The sequence below is a fragment of the Sphingobium yanoikuyae genome, from assembly GCF_034424525.1.
Lineage (GTDB): Bacteria > Pseudomonadota > Alphaproteobacteria > Sphingomonadales > Sphingomonadaceae > Sphingobium > Sphingobium yanoikuyae.
Genome location: NZ_CP139979.1, coordinates 3,553,783 through 3,572,782, shown reverse-complemented (window position 1 = coordinate 3,572,782; position 19,000 = coordinate 3,553,783). Strand labels below are relative to the sequence as shown.

13 protein-coding genes are annotated in these 19,000 nt (G+C 65.3%); 4 read left to right on the top strand and 9 right to left on the bottom strand.

Features of this window, described 5'->3' with window-relative positions; translation table 11 throughout:
- Positions 1 to 7 precede the first annotated feature (7 nt).
- Together U0025_RS16360 and U0025_RS16355 are read left to right on the top strand one after the other, a co-directional pair.
- On the top strand, positions 8 to 1,186 hold the full coding sequence (locus U0025_RS16360) for a YcaO-like family protein (RefSeq protein ID WP_004208505.1): 1,179 nt from the start codon (positions 8 to 10) through the stop codon (positions 1,184 to 1,186).
- Positions 1,183 to 1,875: a TfuA-like protein gene (locus tag U0025_RS16355; RefSeq protein ID WP_004208504.1), complete on the top strand. Its 693-nt coding sequence runs from the start codon at positions 1,183 to 1,185 to the stop codon at positions 1,873 to 1,875. The genes U0025_RS16360 and U0025_RS16355 overlap by 4 nt, the downstream gene beginning before the upstream one ends.
- Here the strand turns inward: U0025_RS16355 and U0025_RS16350 are convergent.
- The 8 genes from U0025_RS16350 to araD1 form a co-directional block, all read right to left on the bottom strand.
- A complete protein-coding gene (locus U0025_RS16350; protein ID WP_037490522.1) occupies positions 1,862 to 3,886 on the bottom strand; it encodes a trifolitoxin synthesis, TfuA in 2,025 nt (674 codons plus the stop codon). The two genes, U0025_RS16355 and U0025_RS16350, sit on opposite strands and share 14 nt — an antisense overlap.
- 117 nt (positions 3,887 to 4,003) lie before the next feature.
- Entirely contained in the window at positions 4,004 to 6,025 is a 2,022-nt protein-coding gene (locus U0025_RS16345; protein ID WP_254792247.1) for an MGH1-like glycoside hydrolase domain-containing protein, read from the bottom strand.
- A gap of 130 nt (positions 6,026 to 6,155) precedes the next feature.
- Positions 6,156 to 8,960, bottom strand: coding sequence for a TonB-dependent receptor (locus tag U0025_RS16340; protein WP_004208501.1), 2,805 nt, complete (start codon positions 8,958 to 8,960; stop codon positions 6,156 to 6,158).
- A 259-nt stretch (positions 8,961 to 9,219) separates the two neighbouring features.
- The gene (locus U0025_RS16335; protein WP_004208500.1) at positions 9,220 to 10,653 is read right to left on the bottom strand and encodes a glycoside hydrolase family 43 protein; all 1,434 of its coding nucleotides are present in this window, start codon (positions 10,651 to 10,653) and stop codon (positions 9,220 to 9,222) included.
- Positions 10,654 to 10,705: 52 nt separating this feature from the next.
- Positions 10,706 to 11,734 carry an arabinan endo-1,5-alpha-L-arabinosidase gene (locus tag U0025_RS16330; protein WP_004208499.1) on the bottom strand — a complete coding sequence of 343 codons (1,029 nt, stop codon included), beginning with the start codon at positions 11,732 to 11,734 and terminating at the stop codon, positions 10,706 to 10,708.
- Positions 11,735 to 11,817: 83 nt separating this feature from the next.
- On the bottom strand, positions 11,818 to 13,383 hold the full coding sequence (locus U0025_RS16325) for an alpha-N-arabinofuranosidase (RefSeq protein WP_004208498.1): 1,566 nt from the start codon (positions 13,381 to 13,383) through the stop codon (positions 11,818 to 11,820).
- A 19-nt stretch (positions 13,384 to 13,402) separates the two neighbouring features.
- Complete coding sequence (locus U0025_RS16320; protein WP_004208497.1) at positions 13,403 to 14,329, bottom strand: Gfo/Idh/MocA family protein; 927 nt, start codon at positions 14,327 to 14,329, stop codon at positions 13,403 to 13,405.
- Positions 14,330 to 14,333: 4 nt separating this feature from the next.
- Positions 14,334 to 15,326 (bottom strand): AraD1 family protein, encoded by a 993-nt coding sequence (araD1, locus tag U0025_RS16315; RefSeq protein ID WP_037491750.1) that lies wholly within the window; start codon positions 15,324 to 15,326, stop codon positions 14,334 to 14,336.
- A 231-nt stretch (positions 15,327 to 15,557) separates the two neighbouring features.
- On the opposite strand from araD1, the gene U0025_RS16310 reads away from it, so the two are divergent.
- On the top strand, positions 15,558 to 16,325 hold the full coding sequence (locus U0025_RS16310; RefSeq protein ID WP_004208495.1) for a FadR/GntR family transcriptional regulator: 768 nt from the start codon (positions 15,558 to 15,560) through the stop codon (positions 16,323 to 16,325).
- 96 nt (positions 16,326 to 16,421) lie between these two features.
- Here U0025_RS16310 and U0025_RS16305 read toward each other — a convergent pair whose 3' ends face one another.
- Positions 16,422 to 17,726 (bottom strand): sugar MFS transporter, encoded by a 1,305-nt coding sequence (locus tag U0025_RS16305; RefSeq protein WP_004208494.1) that lies wholly within the window; start codon positions 17,724 to 17,726, stop codon positions 16,422 to 16,424.
- A gap of 125 nt (positions 17,727 to 17,851) precedes the next feature.
- On the opposite strand from U0025_RS16305, the gene U0025_RS16300 reads away from it, so the two are divergent.
- Positions 17,852 to 19,000: an aldose epimerase family protein gene (locus U0025_RS16300; protein WP_004208493.1), complete on the top strand. Its 1,149-nt coding sequence runs from the start codon at positions 17,852 to 17,854 to the stop codon at positions 18,998 to 19,000.

Sequence of the window (19,000 nt, the reverse complement as noted above, 5' to 3'; positions counted from 1 at the left end):
CGCGCCCATGAAGATGTTCCGGCGCGGGGCGCATCGCTCCCGCCGTCCTGCCGACACCCTCGCACGGATCGCGCCTGTGGCCCGTGCGCTGGGTGTCACGCGGCTTGCCGATGTGACCGGTCTGGATCGCATCGGCATTCCCGTGTTCCAGGCGGTGCGTCCCCTGTCACTTTCGCTGTCCGTGTCGCAGGGCAAGGGCGCCACGCCCGATGCCGCGCGTGTCTCCGCGCTGATGGAAGCGATCGAACTGCATCATGCCGAAACCTGTTCCGCCAGCAGCCATGGCATTGCGGAGGCCGGCGAAGCCCGGCTCTGGAGCCAGATGGCGCGGGCCGACCAGCAGGGCGCATCCTTCGATCCGGCCCGACCGCGCGGCTGGGTCGAGGCGATCGACCTGCTGAGCGGCCGACCCATGCGGATACCCCATGGGCTGGTGACGATGGATTTCACCGTGCCCGCCGAACCCGATCTGTGGCCCAACAGCAATGGGCTGGCATCCGGCAACACCCCGGCCGAGGCGCGCTGTTCGGCGCTGTGCGAACTGATCGAGCGCGAGGATCATGCCCGCTGGCTGGAACAGGGGTTGCGCGCGCGCCGGGCAAGCGCGATCGACCCGGATAGCGTGACCGATCGGCTGGGCCGCAGCCTGATCGCACGGGTGCGGCGCGCGGGCCTGTCGCTATCCTTGTGGGACATGACCGGTCCGATCGGCGCAGCGGTGATCGGCTGCGCCATCACGGAACGCGGCGCCGCCCGCAGCGTGCAATTGCCGCCGGCAATGGGGGCGGGATGCCATCCCGATGCCGGCGTCGCACTCGCCCGCGCCATTTGCGAGGCGGCGCAGACCCGTGCCGCGCTGATCGCCGGGGCGCGCGACGATATCGATCCGGCGCGCTATCGCGATGCCGGGCAACAGCGGCAGGGCTTCCTGCTGGCGATGCTCGATTTCGCGCCGGCCACCCGGCCCTGGTCGGCGGTGCCCTCCGTGGCGCATGACGGGGCGGAGGATGATCTGGCCTGGCTGCTCGATCGCTGTGCGAGGGCGGGGGCAGGGCCGGTCGCCTGTCATGACCTGACCCGGCTCGACCTCGGCATCGATGTGGTGAAGCTGTTGGTGCCGGCCTTTGGCGATCATGATCGGCCATCGCGCACGGGCGCGATGCAGGCGGCGATGGAGCCGGCGTGAGCCTGCATGCGATCGTCTTTGCCGGGCCGAGTCTGGGCGGTTCCGCGATGGCCTTGCCCGATGGCGTCGCGTTGCGCGGACCGGCGCGGCGCGGCGACATGCTGCGCGCGGCGATCGAACGACCGGCCGCGATCGGCCTGATCGACGGACTGTTCGAAACAACGCCATCGGTCTGGCACAAGGAAATCATCCAGGTGATGGCCGAGGGGATCGCCGTCTATGGCGCGGCCAGCCTGGGCGCATTGCGTGCGGCGGAACTGGCGCCGTTCGGCATGGTGGGCATCGGCGCGATCGCGCAGGCTTACGGGACGGGGCAGATCGAGCGGGACGATGCGGTGATGGTCAGCCATGCGCCGGCAGCATTGGGACATCGCGCGATGACGCTGGCGCTGGTCGATGCCGAACATGCGATTGCGCAGGTGGAGATGGCGGCCGGCGACCGCGCGCTGTTGCTGCGGCTGGCGCGGCGGATGAATTTCCGCGATCGCAGCTGGGCGCTGATCGGCGACGCCTTCCGGCAGGCGACCGGGCGCGACCTGCCACCGATCGATCAGGGGCTTAGCCTCAAGCGCAAGGATGCGGAGCTGTTGCTGCGGACGATAGCGGGGCCGGTGGCCGCGCCGCGTGTCGCGCCGCCGCCGCAAAGCTTCTTCCTGCGCAGCCTGCGCGCGGAAATCAGCGCGGCGTGATGCGCAATCCGGCCTGTTCCAGTCCGGTCAGGAACAGGCTGCGTTCGGCCGGACCCTGCAGCGGCAGGAACTGGATCATGGTGTCGACCAGATCGGTGTCTCGGGCCGGGGTGTCGCCCTGCCACAGGCTGGCGAAACGCTGGCGCAGTTCGTCGATCACCGGCGCGGCGCGCTTTGCGCCGCCCAGCATGCCCAGATTGGCGCCCCGCACCGCCAGATAATGGATCGATCGGTTGCGGCCGATCTCGAACTGGGTTTCCGCCGCCTCATGCTCGCCCGACAGGGCGTAAAGCACCGCGAGATCGGAAAAATATTCGTCCGACGGGAAGGGATTCAGCTCGAAGGCGCGGGCGATCAGGCGCTGCGCCTCCTTCATCTCGCCCAGATGGACGAGGCCGAAGCCGATCTCGTTGATGCCGTCAGCGTGAAAGGGCGTCAGGTCGAGTGCGGTCATGAAGCCCTGCATCGCCTGCTTCATGTCGCCGCGCCGCAAATAGCACCAGGCGAGGCGCGACTGCACGCCGCCATGGGTGGGTTCCAGCGCGACCGCGCGGGTGCAGAGATCGAAGGCGCGGGCGCGCAGCGGTGCGGCATCATGGCCCGCCATCAACTGCATGAAGTCGGTGTTGTAGAGGCGCGCCAGTTGCAGATAGGCGTTGGTCAGGCGCGGCTCCAGCAGGATCGCGCGTTCCAGCAGGTCGGCGCCTTCCTGCACCTCGGCCAGGCTGGCGGCGGCCAATATCTTGGCACGGGCGGTGAAATAGAGCGGATAGGCGTCCGACCCGCTGGGCACGCGTCCTTCCATCAGCTTGCCGACATCGCGTTCGACCACCGGCAGGATGGCACCGGCAATCCGGGCGACCAGATCGTCGATCGCGGCGAGCAATTCGCCCTGGCGCACGGTCAACTGGCGCGTCCAGACCAGGAAGCCGCTGTCGATCCGGGTCATGCGCAGATTGATGCGCCAGCCATCGCCGTCGGCGCGGACCGACCCGTCCAGCGCATAGCTGGCGATCGAGGCGGGGGCGGCTGCCTTCATCCGCTCGGCCGATGGCGCGTCGACCGACAGGATGCGCAGGTCGCGCATGCCGCCCAGGGCGGTCTGAAGATCGTCATGGCAGATGCTGGTGAGCAGGGCGCCATCCGGGCCGCCATCGCCGATCAGGCTGAACGGCGCGATCACCAGGATCGGCGGCTCGACATTGGCCTGCGGGATGGTGGCGATAGCGGGCACGGCGGCCGCGCGCGGGGCGGGAGCGATGACCGATCCGACCGTCGTCAGTTCGCGCAGCAGCCTTTCGGTGTCGGGCGACACGCGGGCATCCAGATCGCGTTGCAACCCGGTCTCCAACTGGCGGTAGCGGCGGTGGAGCCCGACATGGTCGCCGGCCTTCTGGTCGAGCGCCATGCCGAGCCGGGCGATCCGTTCATCGCCGGTGTCGAGCCGCTGCAACTGGGTCAGAATTGCCCGGCGCAGGTCGAGCAGATCGTTTTGGCCATTGCGCTCGACGGCGTGCAGCACATCCTGGACGATGCGCTCGCGCCAGCGTTGCCGTTCGATCATCAGCCAGTCGTCGAAGCTGCGGTCCAGCCCCTCCAGCCCGTCCAGTATCGCGCTGCCCGCGCCATCCAGAATACGGGCCAGTCCGGCCAGGTCGTTGGCGGCGGCGCAGGCCAGTATCTCGCCCAGGTCGCTGGAAAAGCCGCCCTCCGCCAGATGCAGGTCGCGCCGTTCGATATGGATGAGCGGGGCGGCCGGATGCGCACGCAGGTCGGTCAGCGCCTGGCGCAGGCTGGCGCGCGCCTGCACCTCGCCCCGGTCGCTCCACAACAGGCCGACCAGCCGGTCGCGGCTGGCGCGGCGGTCGGGCTCCAGCGCAAGATGGGCGAGCAGGGCACAGGCCTTGCGGCTGCGCGGGCTATGGTCGCGTCCGTCCGCCTCGTCGATCAGGCGGAAATCGCCGAGCAATCGAAAGCGAAACCGAAGCTCGCCAGCCGCTGTCACCATCATGCCCTTTATTGCTGGCGGCCTGCAGTGCCGAGCCGCCGATCGATCCGCCCTAACACAGCTTGCTGAACAGGGCGACGGTCCGTTTAGGCTGCGTCACGATCCAGGGCCATAGCCAATTCAGCGGTCGAACAGCTTGATCTCCGCCAGCCGGATCGCCTTGCCCTGGGGCTGGCGCATCAGCACCCGCCACTGGCGCGCGGCGCGGCCGGCAAAGCGCAGGTCGGTCACGCCATTGGCGAGCGGCGCGCCCTTGGGTGTCGCGACATCGCGCCATTGCCCATCGATCATGGCCTGCAGGCGATAGGATTGCGGCACGGTAAACTGCTTGCCGTCGGCGAAGAAGGCGAGTTCGGCGCGGCCGATGGACACTGGTTTGCCCAGGTCAACGGCATACCATTGGTTGGCCTCTCCGGGCGCGGAGGACCAGCCATTGGGCAGTTCGGGGAAGAACCAGGTGCGTCCGTCGATCGCGTCATGGACATTTTCGGGGTCGGTGTTGCTGGATGCGCTGCCCATCGGGAACTGGCTACGCACCAGTTGCACGGCGCGGTTGATCGGCCGGGCGACGGGTGCATTGGCAACGCGCGCCACCGGCAGCTCGATCCGGCCCAATGTCTCGCGCCGGGCGACTTCCTTGCCGTCGACCTCGACTGACAGGCCCTTGCCCCGGCCATAATGGCTGCCGTCCGCGTCCCATGTCACGGCGATGCGATGGCCATGATAGGGCACGTCCTGCGCCCGGAACCAGGCCAGCGCCTGCGGATCGCCGGCGTCGGGCAGCAGCGGGTTCACCTCCAGCACGTCGTCGGCGCGTGGGCGGATGCCGACCAGCCCGCCGAGGATCAGGTCATTATAGCCCGAATGGAAATAATGATGGCTGCGATCGAGGCCGACGATCGGCTTGCCGGTTTCGGGATGATAATCCTCCTCCAGATCGAGCCGGTTCCCCTGATAGTGGAGCGCAGTATATTGGCGCAGCAGGCGCATATAGTCGCTGCGGGTGACCGGGCCGCGGCGGCTGTGATGATCGAGCAGATTGGCCATGGCGATCAGCACCTGTGTCGTCTGATAGGGCCAGATCGGGCCGTTCCACTGGCATTCGGGCGCGTCGCCCAGATAGCGATATTGCCGCATATAATATTCGTAGTTCGCTTCGACCGTGCGCATGCCCGCTTTGCCGGCGAGCGAGGCGGGGTCGAGCAGATGCGCCCAGGCGCCGGCATATTTCGCCTCGTCCGGGACCAGGTCGAACATCCAGGGGAGGTAGCCGACCAGTTCGCGGTTGCGGATCGGATCCCAATATTTGACGTGCGGATTCTTGCGGCTCTGGTGCCGGTCGATGAAATGGCCGAGCTTCTCGCTCCACAGGTCGGCAAGGACATGGTCCTTCAGCGCCTGCGCGCGGGCTTCATATTCCTGCGCCATGGCGGTGTCGCCGGCCATGGTCGCCATCTTCGCCAGCGCGCGGGCATTGGCATACATGTAGCTGTTGACCGAGGGGCGGAAGGCATCGCCGCCCCGGAACCCGTCCTTGCCGCCCGAGGCGTCGATCGAGGATACGGTATATTCGGTCGCGTCGAGCAGCGGCTCGACGAAATAGAGGCCCTTGTCGAAGTCGAACTTCTCGTCCCACAGGCGATAGATGTGGCGCATTACCGGCAGATGTTCGAGCACGCCCGCCTTGTCGCCATCGATCAGGTAACGGCCCCAGACCGAGTCCGCCATATAGTCGGTGAAGTGGCGGTCATTGCCGCCGCGATACATGAATCGGATATAGTCGTCGGCAAAGCGCCGGTCGTTCAGCCAGCGACCTTCGGCCAGATGAAAGCCGGTCGCGTCGTTGAGGCTGGCATAAGGATGGCGCTGCCAGTCGACATCGTCGAAAAATTCGGTGGTGATATACCCTTCTTCGCCCAGATCGCGCTGATGCCCGCGATAGAGCTGCCAGCGATAATAATAGACGGCGTCGATCTTCGGGTCGGCGGATTCGAAGAAGGGGATGCGATCCTGATACCAGGGCGCGTCATTGCCGAAGCGCTGCACCGCGATGGCATGGGTATCGAGGCCGGCGGAGCGGGGAGGGGGCGAGGCGGCGCCCATGCCGATCATGGCAGCCCCTGCCAGCAGAAGCATCCTCATCGCGCGCATCGTCCGTCTCCCTGTATCCTGAAACAAATATGGCGGCCGTTCCGGGGAGTTGGAGAGGGTTCCCGGAACGACCGCCATGAAAATGGGGCGCAGCGAGGAGACGCCACGCCCCATCGGGCACTTATTTGAAGGTGTAGCGGACACCCAGCGCGAAGGTGCGCGACAACAGGGTGGTGCCCAGGTTGAACTGATCCGGGCCGCCGACATCTTCGAACTTATAGTAGGTCTGCTGCTTCGACTTGGTGAGGTTCACCGCGTCGAAGGTCACACCCAGGCGATCATTGACGTTCCAGGTGAGCTGGAGGTCCAGGCTTTCCTCCGGGTTACGCCACACGCCGATCGGATTGGCGAACAGGCGTGCCTCGTTATTGGCGAGGAATTCCTTGCGCCAGATATAGGACAGGCGCGCGCCGATCGGACCATTATCATAGGCCAGGGTGGCGTTGTAGCTGAGGTCAGACACGCCGAAGAAGGACGAGCTTGCCTGACCGGTCACTTCGCCGGCCGAATTGGTGAGCGGGATATTCTGCTTGGAGTCGAGGACCGTGACGCTGCCCACGAAGCCCAGACCCTTGAGCGGACCCGGCAGATAGCTGGGGAAGTAGGTCAGGCCCAGTTCCAGCCCCTTGAGCACGCCGTCCGACGCATTGACCGGGCGGGTGATGGCGAAATAGTCCGTCGCGCCGGCTTCGATGCCGTTGTTCGGGATATATTCCATGACGGTCAGCGGAACGACCAGGCCGCTGATCTCGCGGCGGAAGCCCGTCAGCGTGATCGCGCTGTTGCGTTCGAAATACCATTCCAGCGCCACGTCGAAATTCTTCGAATGGGTCGGCGCCAGGCTGGCCGTGCCGGCGCTGCCGCTGCCATAGCCGACATTGGTGAGGTCACCGGTCAGGTTATAGTTCGGGTTGATATCGCCGAAGTTGGGACGACGCAGCGTTTCGCCATAGTTGAAGCGCAGGCGCAGATTGTCGAAGATTTCGTAGCGGGCGGTGAAGCTGGGCAGCCACTTGTCCGAGCCCTGCGACACACCAGTATGCGCGCCACCATTATAGCGGTCGAAGAAGTTGTAGTCGGTGTCGACCGTCACGTAGCGGACGCCAGCCTGCAGCTTGAGCGGACGGCCGAAGATCGAGACCTCGCCATCGGCCTGCACATACATGGCGATGGTGCTTTCATCGATGTCGAAGGTCTTCTGCAGCGACAACTGGTCGGAGGTCGGCAGGCCATAGAGGCCACGCACCAGATCGGCATTGTCATGCAGCCAATAACCGTTGGCCAGCGTCCAGCTGGACGGCACGTCGGCGCGACCCTGATAGAAATCCTTGTTGGTGAAGGTGGCGCCTTCGCCCAGGCCGGCCAGGGTGGTCGCCACCAGCGGCGCGCCACGATCCTGGGTGCGCACGGCGTTCGATGCCTTGCGCTGGTCGATGCGAATGCCGGCCTTCAACTGGCGGATGAAGCCTTCGTCCCAGGTGTAATAGCCATCGAGCGTGCCGGTGATGGCGCTGCCCTTGTCGCGGTTGGCATTGTCGTACATCTGCACGACATTCCAGATGCTGGGGTCGTTCAGCAGGCTGTCGTCGCTGAAATGGTAGGACGGGATGCCGCCGCCAGCGTTGAAATCGACGTCGATCGAGCTGGCGACGCGGTCGGTGCGCATCGCGATGAAGGACGATTTCACCTTGCTGGTCTGGTAGGCGAGGTCGCCGACGATCTTGCCGCGATCGCCCAGATCCCACTTGCCGTTCAGGGCATAGACGAAGCTGTCGGTCTTCGACTTGTTGAAGTCGCCGCTGTTGAAGCCATAGACGTCGGCCACGCCGGTGCGCGACTTGACGATGTTGGTGCCTTCATAGGTTTCGACGGTGCCGGGGTTACCCCACCAGTCGACGAAGCTGAACTGCAGGCTGTTGAAGGTTTCGCCGCGATAGCCGGCATAGAAGACTTCAGCGGTGTAGACCGAGCTGCTGTTCGGCGCCCACTGCAGGGCGACGTTGAAGGACGGGCGCTCGCGCTTGCCATAGAGGTCGGAGCTGAACACGGCGTCGCGCGACAGGAGGTAGGGAACCTGCGCGCCGTTGATGTCGAGCGTCGAACCGGCGGCGGTGGGCAGGCCGCGGTCGAGGCCAGGCTGCCAGTTCACATTGTCCGGGCCGGGGAAGATACGTTCCAGACGCGAGAAGCCGTTGCCGGCTTCGGCGGCGAACGGCACCAGCGCGCCGGCCGTGACGGTCTGGTCGCGATATTTGGTGCGGGTGTAGCTGCCGTTCACCAGAATGCCGATGTCGCCGATGCCGGTTTCCCAGCGATCGCTGACCAGCAGTGCGACGTTCGGATTATAGGTGTCGGCCTGCTCATTATAGATGCCGCGGGCCAGGCCCGAGATGGCGAAGCCGTCGAAATCGAACGGGCGACGGGTCTGGACGTCGACCTGACCGGCAAGGCCGGTTTCGATCTGGTCAGCCGAGCGGGTCTTGTAGACGTCGACGCGGTTGACGAGGTTGGCCGAGATATCCTGCAGCGAGAAGGACTGGCCGGCGGCGGTGAAGATGTTGCGACCGTTGAGGGTGGTCAGCGCGTCGGGCAGGCCGCGGATCGAGATGCCGGCCGCTTCGCCGCCAGCGCGGTTGGTAACCTGGATACCTGTCACGCGCTGGAGCGCTTCAATGACGTTATTGTCCGGCAACTTGCCGACATCTTCCGAGACGATCGAGTCGACGATCTGGGTCGAGTTTTTGCGGACGTTCAGGGCGCCGACGATCGATGCGCGCACGCCGGTGACGACGATGTCGGCGGATTCATCTGCCGGTGCGTCCTGTGCGATGGTCTGCGGAGCGGCGTCGGTCTGCGCGAAGGCGGCGCCCGACAGGGTCAGCGCGACAAGCGACGCAGAACAGAGTGCGATCGGCCGGATAGCCATTTTCAAGTCCTCCCCAAGGGGCTGGCCCGTTGCCATGCCCACGAATTACTCGGACTAATTATTTCCACATGCTGAGAAGCGCAAGTGAAATATTGGGTCGGGGTTGCGCTACGTGGCACCCATGTTGCAATTTTGCCGCAGCGATTTTGGCCCGGTTTTTCGGGCGTTTCAGGGCGTGAAAAGCCGAAAGGCCATGGGCTTGCGCGGCTTTTGGCGGCGCGAGCCCATGGCCCTATTTGTCAGACTCGGCGAGTCGCGCTCAGTCGGCATACCATTGCGTGCGCGGATCCTTGCTGCGCGCGAGGCCGATGCGCCCGTCGATTGCGGCGAGATGCTTGCCGGCGACGGCGATGGTCGCAAAGCGCACCGTTCCCTGGGCCGCATCCTCGAACCGGACGAACTGGCTACGCAGCGCGAAATCGGCACTGCGATCATCCTTCATCAGGCTGACCGTGCCGTCCTTCGCCGCGACCAGATAATGGTCGGGCAGCAGGATGGGGGAGAGCATCACGCTCTTCGCGCCGGCGCGACCGGGCGACTGGCGGAACTGGGTCTGGGCGAGCGCGGGGTTGCCCGCGATCAGGTCCGTGCCCTGATGGGCCAGCAGCGCCTTGGGATCGGCAGCCGAGACGAACCGTTCCGGCGTCGCGCCATTGCCCACGGGCACGCCGAAGTCCGGGGTGCCGTCGGCCTGGAAATAGAGGCGCTGGACGCGGGTGTGGCGGTCCGGGTTGAACAGCGGGTCGCCCTGGATCGCCTCATAGTCGCGGCCATGATAGACGAGGATGTCGCGGCCCTTCTCGTCCACGGTGAAGCTGTTGTGGCCGGGGCCATAGACGCTGGTTTCGGTGCAGGTCTTGAACACCGGCTGGGGCGACTTGGTCCAGCTCTTGGGATCGAGCAGGTCGGCATTCTCGTCCGCGGTCAGCATGCCCAGGCAATAGCGCGCGTCGGTGGCGCTGGCCGAATAGGTCATGAACAGACGGCCATTGCGATGCAGGACGGCGGGGGCTTCGGCCACCTTGTAGCCGCGCACTTCCCAGTCGAGCGTGGGCACGGTCAGGCGGGTCGCCTTGCCGGCCAGCTTCAGCGGCGATTCGAGCTTGGCGATGTAGAGATTGCTGTTGGTGTCGATGCCCGGTTCCTTCTGGGCCCAGGCGAAATAGCGCACGCCCTTGTGGACGAAGCTGGTGGAATCGAGATTGAAACTGTCCCAGGGCGCCTGGAATTCACCCAGCACGCTCCACTTGCCGGTCATCGGATCGGCGCCGTCGCACACCACGGCATAGGTGCGGATGCGGAACACGTCGTCGCCGCCGCCGCTCGGGCCGGCAGCGAAATACATATACCATTTGCCGTCGATCTGGTGGAGTTCGGGCGCCCAGATGAAGCCGGAGCGCGGACCGCTCGCCTCATGGCGCCACAGCACCGCTTCCTCGGCCGTGGCAAGGCCCGCCAGCGTCTTGGAGCGGCGCAGCACCAGCCGGTCATATTCGGGCACCGATCCGGTCATGTAATAATAGCCGTCGTCGTGCTGGAAGACCTGCGCGTCGGCGCGCTGCTTGACCAGCGGATTGACCGGCACCGGGGCAGCAACGGCCGGAGCGGCGGCGCCGGCACGGGCGGCGATCGGCGCGGCCGACAAGGCGGCGGTGCTGGCAAGGAAACCACGACGGGACAGGGCGAAATTCATTCTTCTCTCTCCTGATGCCGCGGCGGGACGCGGCGATAGTCAGACAATTGGATCAATAATCGGCAACGGGCCAGCCGTCAGCCCCCCAGCGCACCGGCGCGATGCGCAAGGTGGGGGCGCCGTTCGCCTGTTTGTCATAGGCATGGTAGACGACATATTCCTTGCCGTCCTTGTCATGCAGCCAGCCGGCATGGCCCGGGCCGCGGAAACGCTGTTGTTCCTGCAGGTCGGCGCGCAGGAAGATGCTGCCGCCGCCTTCCATCAGCGGGCTGCCGTCCTTGCCCAGATAGGGGCCAGTGATCGCCTTCGAACGGCCGATCACGGTGTAATAGGTGCTGTTCACGCCCTTGCAGCAATAGTCATAGCTGACCATCAGCCAATAATAGCCGCCATGGTCGACGATGAAGGGGGCTTCCACCGGCGCCGGGCCGCCGGCGGGGGCGGGGCGGCGTGCGATCGAATAGGGCTTGGCCTTGGCATCCTTGGGCTTGCCGGTCGTGGGATCCAGCTCGAACAGCTTAATCCCGGTCCAGAAGCTGCCGAGGCTCAGCCAGTGGCGACCATCGCGGTCGATGATGAAATTGGGATCGATGGCGTTATAATCATCCTCCCTGGTCGACATGACGACCAGCCCCTCGTCGCGCCAGCCGAAATTCTTCGCCTTGGGGTCCAGTGTCGGGCTGGTGGCAAGGCCGATGGCCGAGCGGTTCGAACCGAAGGTCGAAACCGAATAATAGAGGCGATAGCGGCCGTTCACATAGGAGATGTCGGGCGCCCAAATGCCGTTGCTGCCGGGGATCGCCTGCTTGGCCCAGTCGGGCAGGGCGGTGAAGACAGGCTTGCCGGCGGTCCAGTGGACAAGGTCGGGCGAGGTCCGCGTCTCGATCAGCCGGTCGCCATGGCCGGTGCTGAAGACATGATAGGTGCCGCCTTCGCGGATGATGACCGGATCATGGGTGGGGACGAGGTCGCCGGTCAGCCGGTCGTTGAGCGTGGTGGCGGGCTGCTCGGTTGGTGCCTGCGCGATCGCACTGCCGGCCAGCAGGGCAAGGCTTGCCAAGGTGATGATGGTCTGCCGCATCTGCCGGCCTCTCCCCAAATTATCGAAAACGAAAAAATGGGTGGGCAGCCCCGAAGAGCCGCCCACCCAGTTGGCGAAAAGCCTTATTGCAGTTCGAGCACGACCACCGACTTGGGCGGCAGCGCGACGGTCAGCGTGCCGCCGCTGACCTGTGCGCCGGTGAAGGCGACGGGCTTGACGGTTTCGGGCGCGTCGAACGTGTTGTGCGAATTGATCGCCGACGCCGTCAGGATGCGGCCGGTGACGCCGCTGGCGCTCAGGCCATCGAGCTTCACGGTGACGGTGTTGGTCTGGTTCGGGTCGAGGTTCGACAGGCCGACATGGACCTTGCCGTCCTTGCCCTTGACCGCCGAGCCGCTGACCGCCGGCATCGTGTACTGATCCTTCGCATACCAGGGCGTCTGGATGTCGATCGGCAGCACGGTGGCGTCCTGCCAGGGCTTGTACATCTCGAAGACATGATAGGTGGGCGTCAGCACCATCTTCTTGCCGTCGGTCAGGATCATCGCCTGCAGCACGTTCACCATCTGCGCGATCGCGGTCATGCGGACGCGGTCGGCATGCTTGGCGAAGATGTCGAGATGGATCGAGGCGATCAGCGCGTCGCGCAGCGTGTTCTGCTGGCGCAGGAAGCCGGGATGCGTGCCCGGATCCTGGGCATACCAGCTGCCCCATTCGTCGACCGCCAGGAAGACGCGCTTCTTGGGATCGTACTTGTCCATGATCGCGCTGTGCTTGGTGATCAGCTCGTCCATGTGCATCGCGCCGTTGAGGGCGTCGGCCCAGCCATTTTCGTCGAAGTCGACGGCGGGCGCACGCGGCGGCCAGCCACCGGCGGGGTGGACATAATAATGGAGCGAGACGCCATCGAGCTTGTCGCCCGCGACGCGCATCATGGTTTCGGTCCAGTTATAGTCGTCGACATTGGCGCCGGCGGCGACCTTCATGATCTTGGTGCCGGCGGGCGCCTTGACGAAGGTGGCGTAACGACGGGTTTCGTCGGCGGCGAATTCGGGGCGCATGTTGCCACCGCAGCCCCACAGCTCGTTGCCGATACCGAAATAGGGGACGGCCCAGGGTTCCTTATGGCCGTTCTTGGCGCGCAGTTCGGCAAGGCTGCCGGCGGGCGCGGTCATATATTCGACCCATTCGGCCATTTCCTGCGGCGTGCCATTGCCGACATTGCCGGCGATATAGGCTTCGGCGCCGACCTGGCGCAGCAGCTCGAAAAATTCGTGCGTGCCCACGGTGTTCGGTTCGGTCACGCCGCCCCAATGGGTGTTGACCTTGACCGGGCGGTCCTTCTTGGGACCGATGCCCTCACGCCAGTGATATTCGTCGGCGAAGCAGCCGCCGGGCCAGCGGATCACCGGCACCGACAGGTTGCGCAGTGCGGCGACGACGTCGTTGCGGAAGCCGTTGGTGTTGGGGATGGACTTGTCGTTGCCGACCCACAGGCCGCCATAGATGCCATTGCCCAGATGCTCGGCAAACTGGGTGAAGACGCGCTTGTCATAGACGGCGCCGGGCTGGTCGGCATGGATTGTCGCCGTGGTCGGCTTGCCGCCGGTCTGGGCGTGCGCGGCCGGGGCGAGCGCGGTGGCGCACAGCAGCAGCGCGGCCGTGGTACGGCGCAGGGCTTTCAACATTCCTCTCTCCTCTCGAATGTCAGTCGTGAAATGCGTCGGTGGTTTCCCGCTTGCCGCGCAGGAAGGCGTCGGCGACCAGGCGCAGCGGGTCGGTGTCGACATCGCTGCGGCCACCGCGGATCAATGTGGCGAAGCGGCTGTAGAGGCCGGCATATTCGATATCCTCGCCATGTTCGGTGCCGCTGGGCAGCGACAGCACGGCGCCGCCATGGCTGAGCTTCAAGGGGCCGGCATCGGTTTCGACGATGATGTCCCAGCTTTGCGGGCCGGTCTGGCGCCAGTCGAGATCCATGTGGATTTCGGCGCCCGCGGTGTCGCGGAACAGCATGTCGGCGGCGATCGGCGCTGCGCGGTTTTCCGGCAGCACCAGGGTCGCGTCCTTCAGGAAGAAGGGGCGCGGCAGGATATGGGTCGCGATCGACAGGGCGTTGATGCCGGGATCGAACACGCCGAGGCCGCCGGGCTGCCAGATCCAGGCCTGGCCCGGATGCCAGACACGCACATCCTCGCGCCAGATGATCGACACCTTGTCGATCCGCCGTTCGGCGAGCCAGGCGCGGGCCGGAGCGACGCCGGCGGCAAAGCGCGAATGCCAGGCCGCGAACAGGCTGGCCCCGACCTTGTCGGCACGGGCGCTGAGCGCGGCCACTTCAGCCAGGGTCGCGCCGGGCGGCTTTTCCAGGAAGACATGGATGCCCTTGGCCAGGGCCTGCGCCGCCAGGTCGTAACGGACCTGGGGCGGGGTGCAGAGCGCGACCGCATCGACGGCCGGGCCCTGTTCCAGCAATTCGTCCAGGCTGGCATGGTGCGGCACGCCGTCCAGCCCGGCATCATGCGGGCTGACCGTCGCGGCAAGACTGAACGCGCTGTTCCCACGGATGGCGGGAACATGCTGGTCGCGTGCAATCTTGCCGATGCCGATGATCGCGATGCGGATCGGGTCCATCGCTTCAGAGCGCCTGTACGGTCACTTCGACAGGTTCGGCGCGCTTGAGCGCATTGCGCACCGGCAGGGTGAAGGGCGCGGCGATGATTTCGAACACGTCGCCTTCCTGCGTCTGCACGCCGTCGCTGAAGGACAGGGTGGCGGTGCCGAAGAAATGGACATGGACGTCGCCGGGGCGGCGGAACAGATCATATTTGAAATGATGATGTTCCAGGTTGGCGAAGCTGTGCGACATATTGCCTTCGCCCGACAGGAACGGCTTTTCCCAGATGGTCTGGCCGTCGCGCAGGATGCGGCTGGTGCCCTCGATATGCTCCGGCGGGGTGCCGACCAGCAGTTCCGGGCCGAGCGAGGCCTGGCGCAGCTTGGAATGGGCGAGCCACAGATAATTGTGACGCTCGGTCACATGGTCGCTGAACTCGTTGGCGAGCGCGAGGCCGAGGCGATAGGGCATGCCGTCGGGGCCGACGATGTAGATGCCGGCGATTTCCGGTTCCTCGCCGCCATCCTTGGCAAAGGCGGGCATGGTGAGCGGATCGGTCGGGCCGACGAGCTGCGAGCCGTCACCCTTGTAGAACCATTCGGGCTGCTGGCCGGTCTGGCCAGCGGCGGGCTTGCCGCCCTCCAGCCCTTCCAGGAACATGCGCATAGAATCGGTCTGCTTTTCGACGGCGGCCGCCTCGCGGTGCATCTTGTCGCGACCCTCGGCCGAGCCGAGATGGGTGAGGCCGGTGCCGGTCAGCTGGATATGGGCGCCATCCTCATGGTCGATCGGGGCGAGCAGTTCGCCGGCCTCGAAAGCGACAGCGATGTTGACAGCATCACCCTTGCCTGCGGCGGCGACCGCTTCGGCCAGGCTGATCTTGCGGTCGATGGCATGCAGCGCGAGCGCGCGGATGCTGTCGAAACCGGGAACGAAATGGGCGGTGTCACCTTCGGCCGCGATCACGGACCGGACGCCATTTTCGGCGCGGTGCTGCAACAGACGCAATGTCATGAAAAACTCTCCTCCCGCGCGCCGATCCGTGGCGCTGGTATTGGCTAGACAATCCCGCTTTGCGCCATGCTGGCGCGCTGCCTGGAAAGGTCGGGCAATCAGCCGAATGGCGGCCGCCTTTTCCCTTTCCATCCCTTAATTACTCCGACATATTACAGGAAGATGGTAATGGCAATGATTGTCTTTTAAGAAGAGCCATGCCTGATGAGGGGCAGGCCGAGAGGAGCGTGAATGGAACAGGGGAAGCCGCCCGGAAATGGGGCAGGGGCGAACAATGGCGGAGGGGCGGCCAAGCCGACGCGCGGCCCCGGTCGCCGGCTGCATGGCGCGATCGCGCACAAGCTGGGCATGGCGATCTTGTCCGGCCAATATCAGCCCGGCGACACGCTGTCGGGCGAAGTCGCCTTTGCCGAGGAACTGGAAGTATCGCGCAGCGCCTATCGCGAGGCGATCCAGGTGCTGACCGCCAAGGGGCTGGTGGAAAGCCGGCCCAAGGCGGGCACCCGCGTGCTGCCGCGCAATCGCTGGAATTTGCTGGACCCCGAAGTGCTGGCCTGGGCATTTGCCGGCGAACCCGACATCCAGTTCGTGCGCGACCTGTTTGAGCTGCGCGCCATTGTCGAGCCGGCCGCGGCGCGGCTGGCGGCGATGCGGCGCGACAAGGAGGATCTGCGCATCATGAAGGATGCGCTGACCGCGATGCGCCGCCATACACTGGCGACCGAAGCGGGGCGCGCGGCCGACCGCGATTTCCACAATGCGATCCTGAACGCGACGCGCAATGATGCCTTGCTGACGCTGACCGCCAGCATCGGCGCTGCGGTCAACTGGACCACACAGTTCAAGCAGCGCGCCCGCGCCCTGCCGCGCAACCCGATTCCCGACCATGTGCGCGTCTATGACGCGATCGCGGCCGGCGATCCGGTCGCGGCGGCCGAGGCGATGGGCGTGCTGGTCGACCTGGCGCTCGAGGATACGGCGAGCACGATGGGGCGCTGAGCGGGAGGCGCCGTAGGCGCCTAACAAACAACCTAAAGAAAAAGGCCGGGGTGGATCACCACCCCGGCCTTTTCTGTTGGGCGGATGCCCGAATATTTAGTGCAGTTCCGGTTCCGGCAGCGCCTGCGTCGTCTTCGATCCCCACAGGGCGTAGAAGAGGACATAGAGTTCGCAGGCGGCGGTCAGCAGGAAGCTGGTCTGCAGGCCATAATGGTCGGCCATCCAGCCCTGCACCACGACCAGTGCGCCGCCGGCAATCGCCATCACCAGCAGGCCCGAACCTTCTTCGGTCAGCGGGCCAAGGCCCTTGATGCCAAGGGTGAAGATGGTCGGGAACATGATCGAGTGGAACAGGCCGACCAGGATCAGCGACCACATGGCGACCGGACCGGTGGTGAAGACGGTGACCATCATCACGATGAAGGCACCGACCGAGAAGGCAGCGAGGACATGGCCCGCGTCGAACTTCTGCATGATCGCCGAACCGGCGAAGCGGCCGACCATCATGCCGCCCCACAGCAGCGACAGATAATTGCCGGCCTGCTCATGGGTCAGGTTGGCGATGGTGGGCTGGCTGACGAAATTGACGAACAGGTTGGCGACGCCGATTTCCGCGATCAGATAGATGAAGATCGCCGGGATGCCGAACACCAGGTTGCGGTGCGACCAGAGCGAATGCTTCTTGCGCTCTTCCTTGGCGAGGCGCGAGGTTGCGCTGCCCATGGCGGGCAAGGGGAAGCGGGCGATGACGAAGGCCAGCACCACCAGCACGATCGCGACCAGCACATAGGGCAGGATCACCGACTGGGCGTCGGCCAGGCGTTCGGCCTGGGTCAGGACGACTTCGCCCTGCGCCGTGCCGGCCTTCGACCGGCCGAGGATCAGATAGGCGCCGAACATCGGGGCCAGCATCGTGCCGGCGGAGTTCATCGCCTGCACCAGATTGAGGCGCGACGAGGCGGTTTCCGGTTTGCCGACGACCGCGACATAGGGGTTGGCAGCGACCTGCAGCAGGGTGATGCCGCTGGCGATCACGAACAGCATGACCAGGGTCACGCCATAGGACGGGATGGAGGCGGCGACCGTCATGCCCAGCGCGCCGGCGGCCATGATCAGCAGGCCGATCACCAGCGACTTCTGGTAGCCGACCCGCTCGATCAACTTGGCCGAGGGAATCGAGGCGACGAAATAGGCGATGAACCAGACCGATTCGATCAAGGTCGTCTGGGTATAGCTCAGCTCGAACACACTGCGCAGATGCGGCAGCAGCGTGTTGTTGATGACGGTGATGAAGCCCCACATGAAGAAGAGGCTGGCCAGCAGCGCGAGCGCGGGCCCATAACGCGTGCCGGGGTTATGCGTTGCGACCGGCGCAGCGCCTGAGGAAATCGGTCCTGCCATTCATCCTTCTCCAGTGCAGTTCCACTAGCTGACGAGACCGATCTAGGGTTGCGTCCGCTTATTTTGTCGGAGTATATCCCCCGTAACCGCCCGTCAATGGGCGTAGGTTTCACGAGAGGAAGTCCATGCGAAAGGTCGTCGATTTGAAAACAGCGCTGTCATACGCACTGGCCCTGTCGCTCGCAAGCGGCACGGCGATGGCGGCGGATGCCAGCCGCGCCCCGGCCGGCAAGCTGGCCGACGGCACCGCGATCGAGATGATCACGCTGAGCAACAGCCAGGGCGTGTCGGCCAAGATCCTGAGCTATGGCGCGACGCTCCAGTCGCTGTCCGGCCCGGACAAGGACGGCAAGAACGCCGACGTGCTGCTGGGCTATGACGATCTGGCCGGCTATGTCGACCATCCCAACTTCTTCGGCGTGACCGTGGGCCGCTATGCCAACCGCATCGCCGGCGGCAAGTTCAGCCTCGACGGCAAGGCCTATCAGCTGCCGCTCAACGACAAGGTCAATTCGCTGCATGGCGGCGGCAAGGGCTTCGACAAGCAGGTGTGGAAGGTCGTGTCGGTCAAGAGCGGGCCGGTCGCGACGCTGGTGCTGTCGCTGGTCAGCCCCGATGGCGATTCGGGCTATCCCGGCAAGCTGGACGTCACCGTCACCTATACGCTGGACGAGAGCGGCAATCTGGGCATCGCGTTCGACGCGAAGACCGACAAGCCGACCATCGTCAACATGACCAATCATGCGATCTTCGACCTGGGCGGCGAAGGCTCGACCGACGGCGCGCTGGGCCATGTGCTGACGATTCCGGCCAAGGCCTATACCCCGGTCGATGCCAATCTGATCCCGACCGGCGAACTGAAGCCGGTGGACGGCGGCGTGTTCGATTTCCGCAATGGCCGCCGCGTCGCCGACGGCATCCGCGATGGCCATGATGCGCAGATCATCGCGGGCCGCGGCTATGACCATAATTTCGCGCTCGACAAGGGACTGACCAAGACGCCGGGCCTGGCGGCGCGTCTGGAAGATCCGGCATCGGGCCGCGTGCTCGAAGTGCTGACCACGGAACCGGGCGTGCAATTTTATACCGGCAATTTCCTGGACGGCACCTTCATCGGCAAGAACCAGCATGTGTATCGCATGGGTGACGGCATCGCGCTGGAACCGCAGAAATTCCCCGACTCGCCCAACCAGCCGAGCTTCGTTTCGGCGCGGGTCGATCCGGGCAAGCCCTATCATCATCAGATGGTCTATCGCCTGTCGGTGAAGCGCTGA

What these genes read in the sequence shown, in the direction of transcription:
- U0025_RS16360 (WP_004208505.1), top strand. Translation starts at nt 8, where the DNA reads ATGAAGATGTTCCGGCGCGGGGCGCATCGCTCCCGCCGTCCTGCCGAC.
- U0025_RS16350 (WP_037490522.1), bottom strand. Translation starts at nt 3,886, where the DNA reads ATGATGGTGACAGCGGCTGGCGAGCTTCGGTTTCGCTTTCGATTGCTC.
- U0025_RS16345 (WP_254792247.1), bottom strand. Translation starts at nt 6,025, where the DNA reads ATGAGGATGCTTCTGCTGGCAGGGGCTGCCATGATCGGCATGGGCGCC.
- U0025_RS16340 (WP_004208501.1), bottom strand. Translation starts at nt 8,960, where the DNA reads ATGGCTATCCGGCCGATCGCACTCTGTTCTGCGTCGCTTGTCGCGCTG.
- U0025_RS16335 (WP_004208500.1), bottom strand. Translation starts at nt 10,653, where the DNA reads ATGAATTTCGCCCTGTCCCGTCGTGGTTTCCTTGCCAGCACCGCCGCC.
- U0025_RS16330 (WP_004208499.1), bottom strand. Translation starts at nt 11,734, where the DNA reads ATGCGGCAGACCATCATCACCTTGGCAAGCCTTGCCCTGCTGGCCGGC.
- U0025_RS16325 (WP_004208498.1), bottom strand. Translation starts at nt 13,383, where the DNA reads ATGTTGAAAGCCCTGCGCCGTACCACGGCCGCGCTGCTGCTGTGCGCC.
- U0025_RS16320 (WP_004208497.1), bottom strand. Translation starts at nt 14,329, where the DNA reads ATGGACCCGATCCGCATCGCGATCATCGGCATCGGCAAGATTGCACGC.
- araD1 (WP_037491750.1), bottom strand. Translation starts at nt 15,326, where the DNA reads ATGACATTGCGTCTGTTGCAGCACCGCGCCGAAAATGGCGTCCGGTCC.
- U0025_RS16310 (WP_004208495.1), top strand. Translation starts at nt 15,558, where the DNA reads ATGGAACAGGGGAAGCCGCCCGGAAATGGGGCAGGGGCGAACAATGGC.
- U0025_RS16305 (WP_004208494.1), bottom strand. Translation starts at nt 17,726, where the DNA reads ATGGCAGGACCGATTTCCTCAGGCGCTGCGCCGGTCGCAACGCATAAC.
- U0025_RS16300 (WP_004208493.1), top strand. Translation starts at nt 17,852, where the DNA reads ATGCGAAAGGTCGTCGATTTGAAAACAGCGCTGTCATACGCACTGGCC.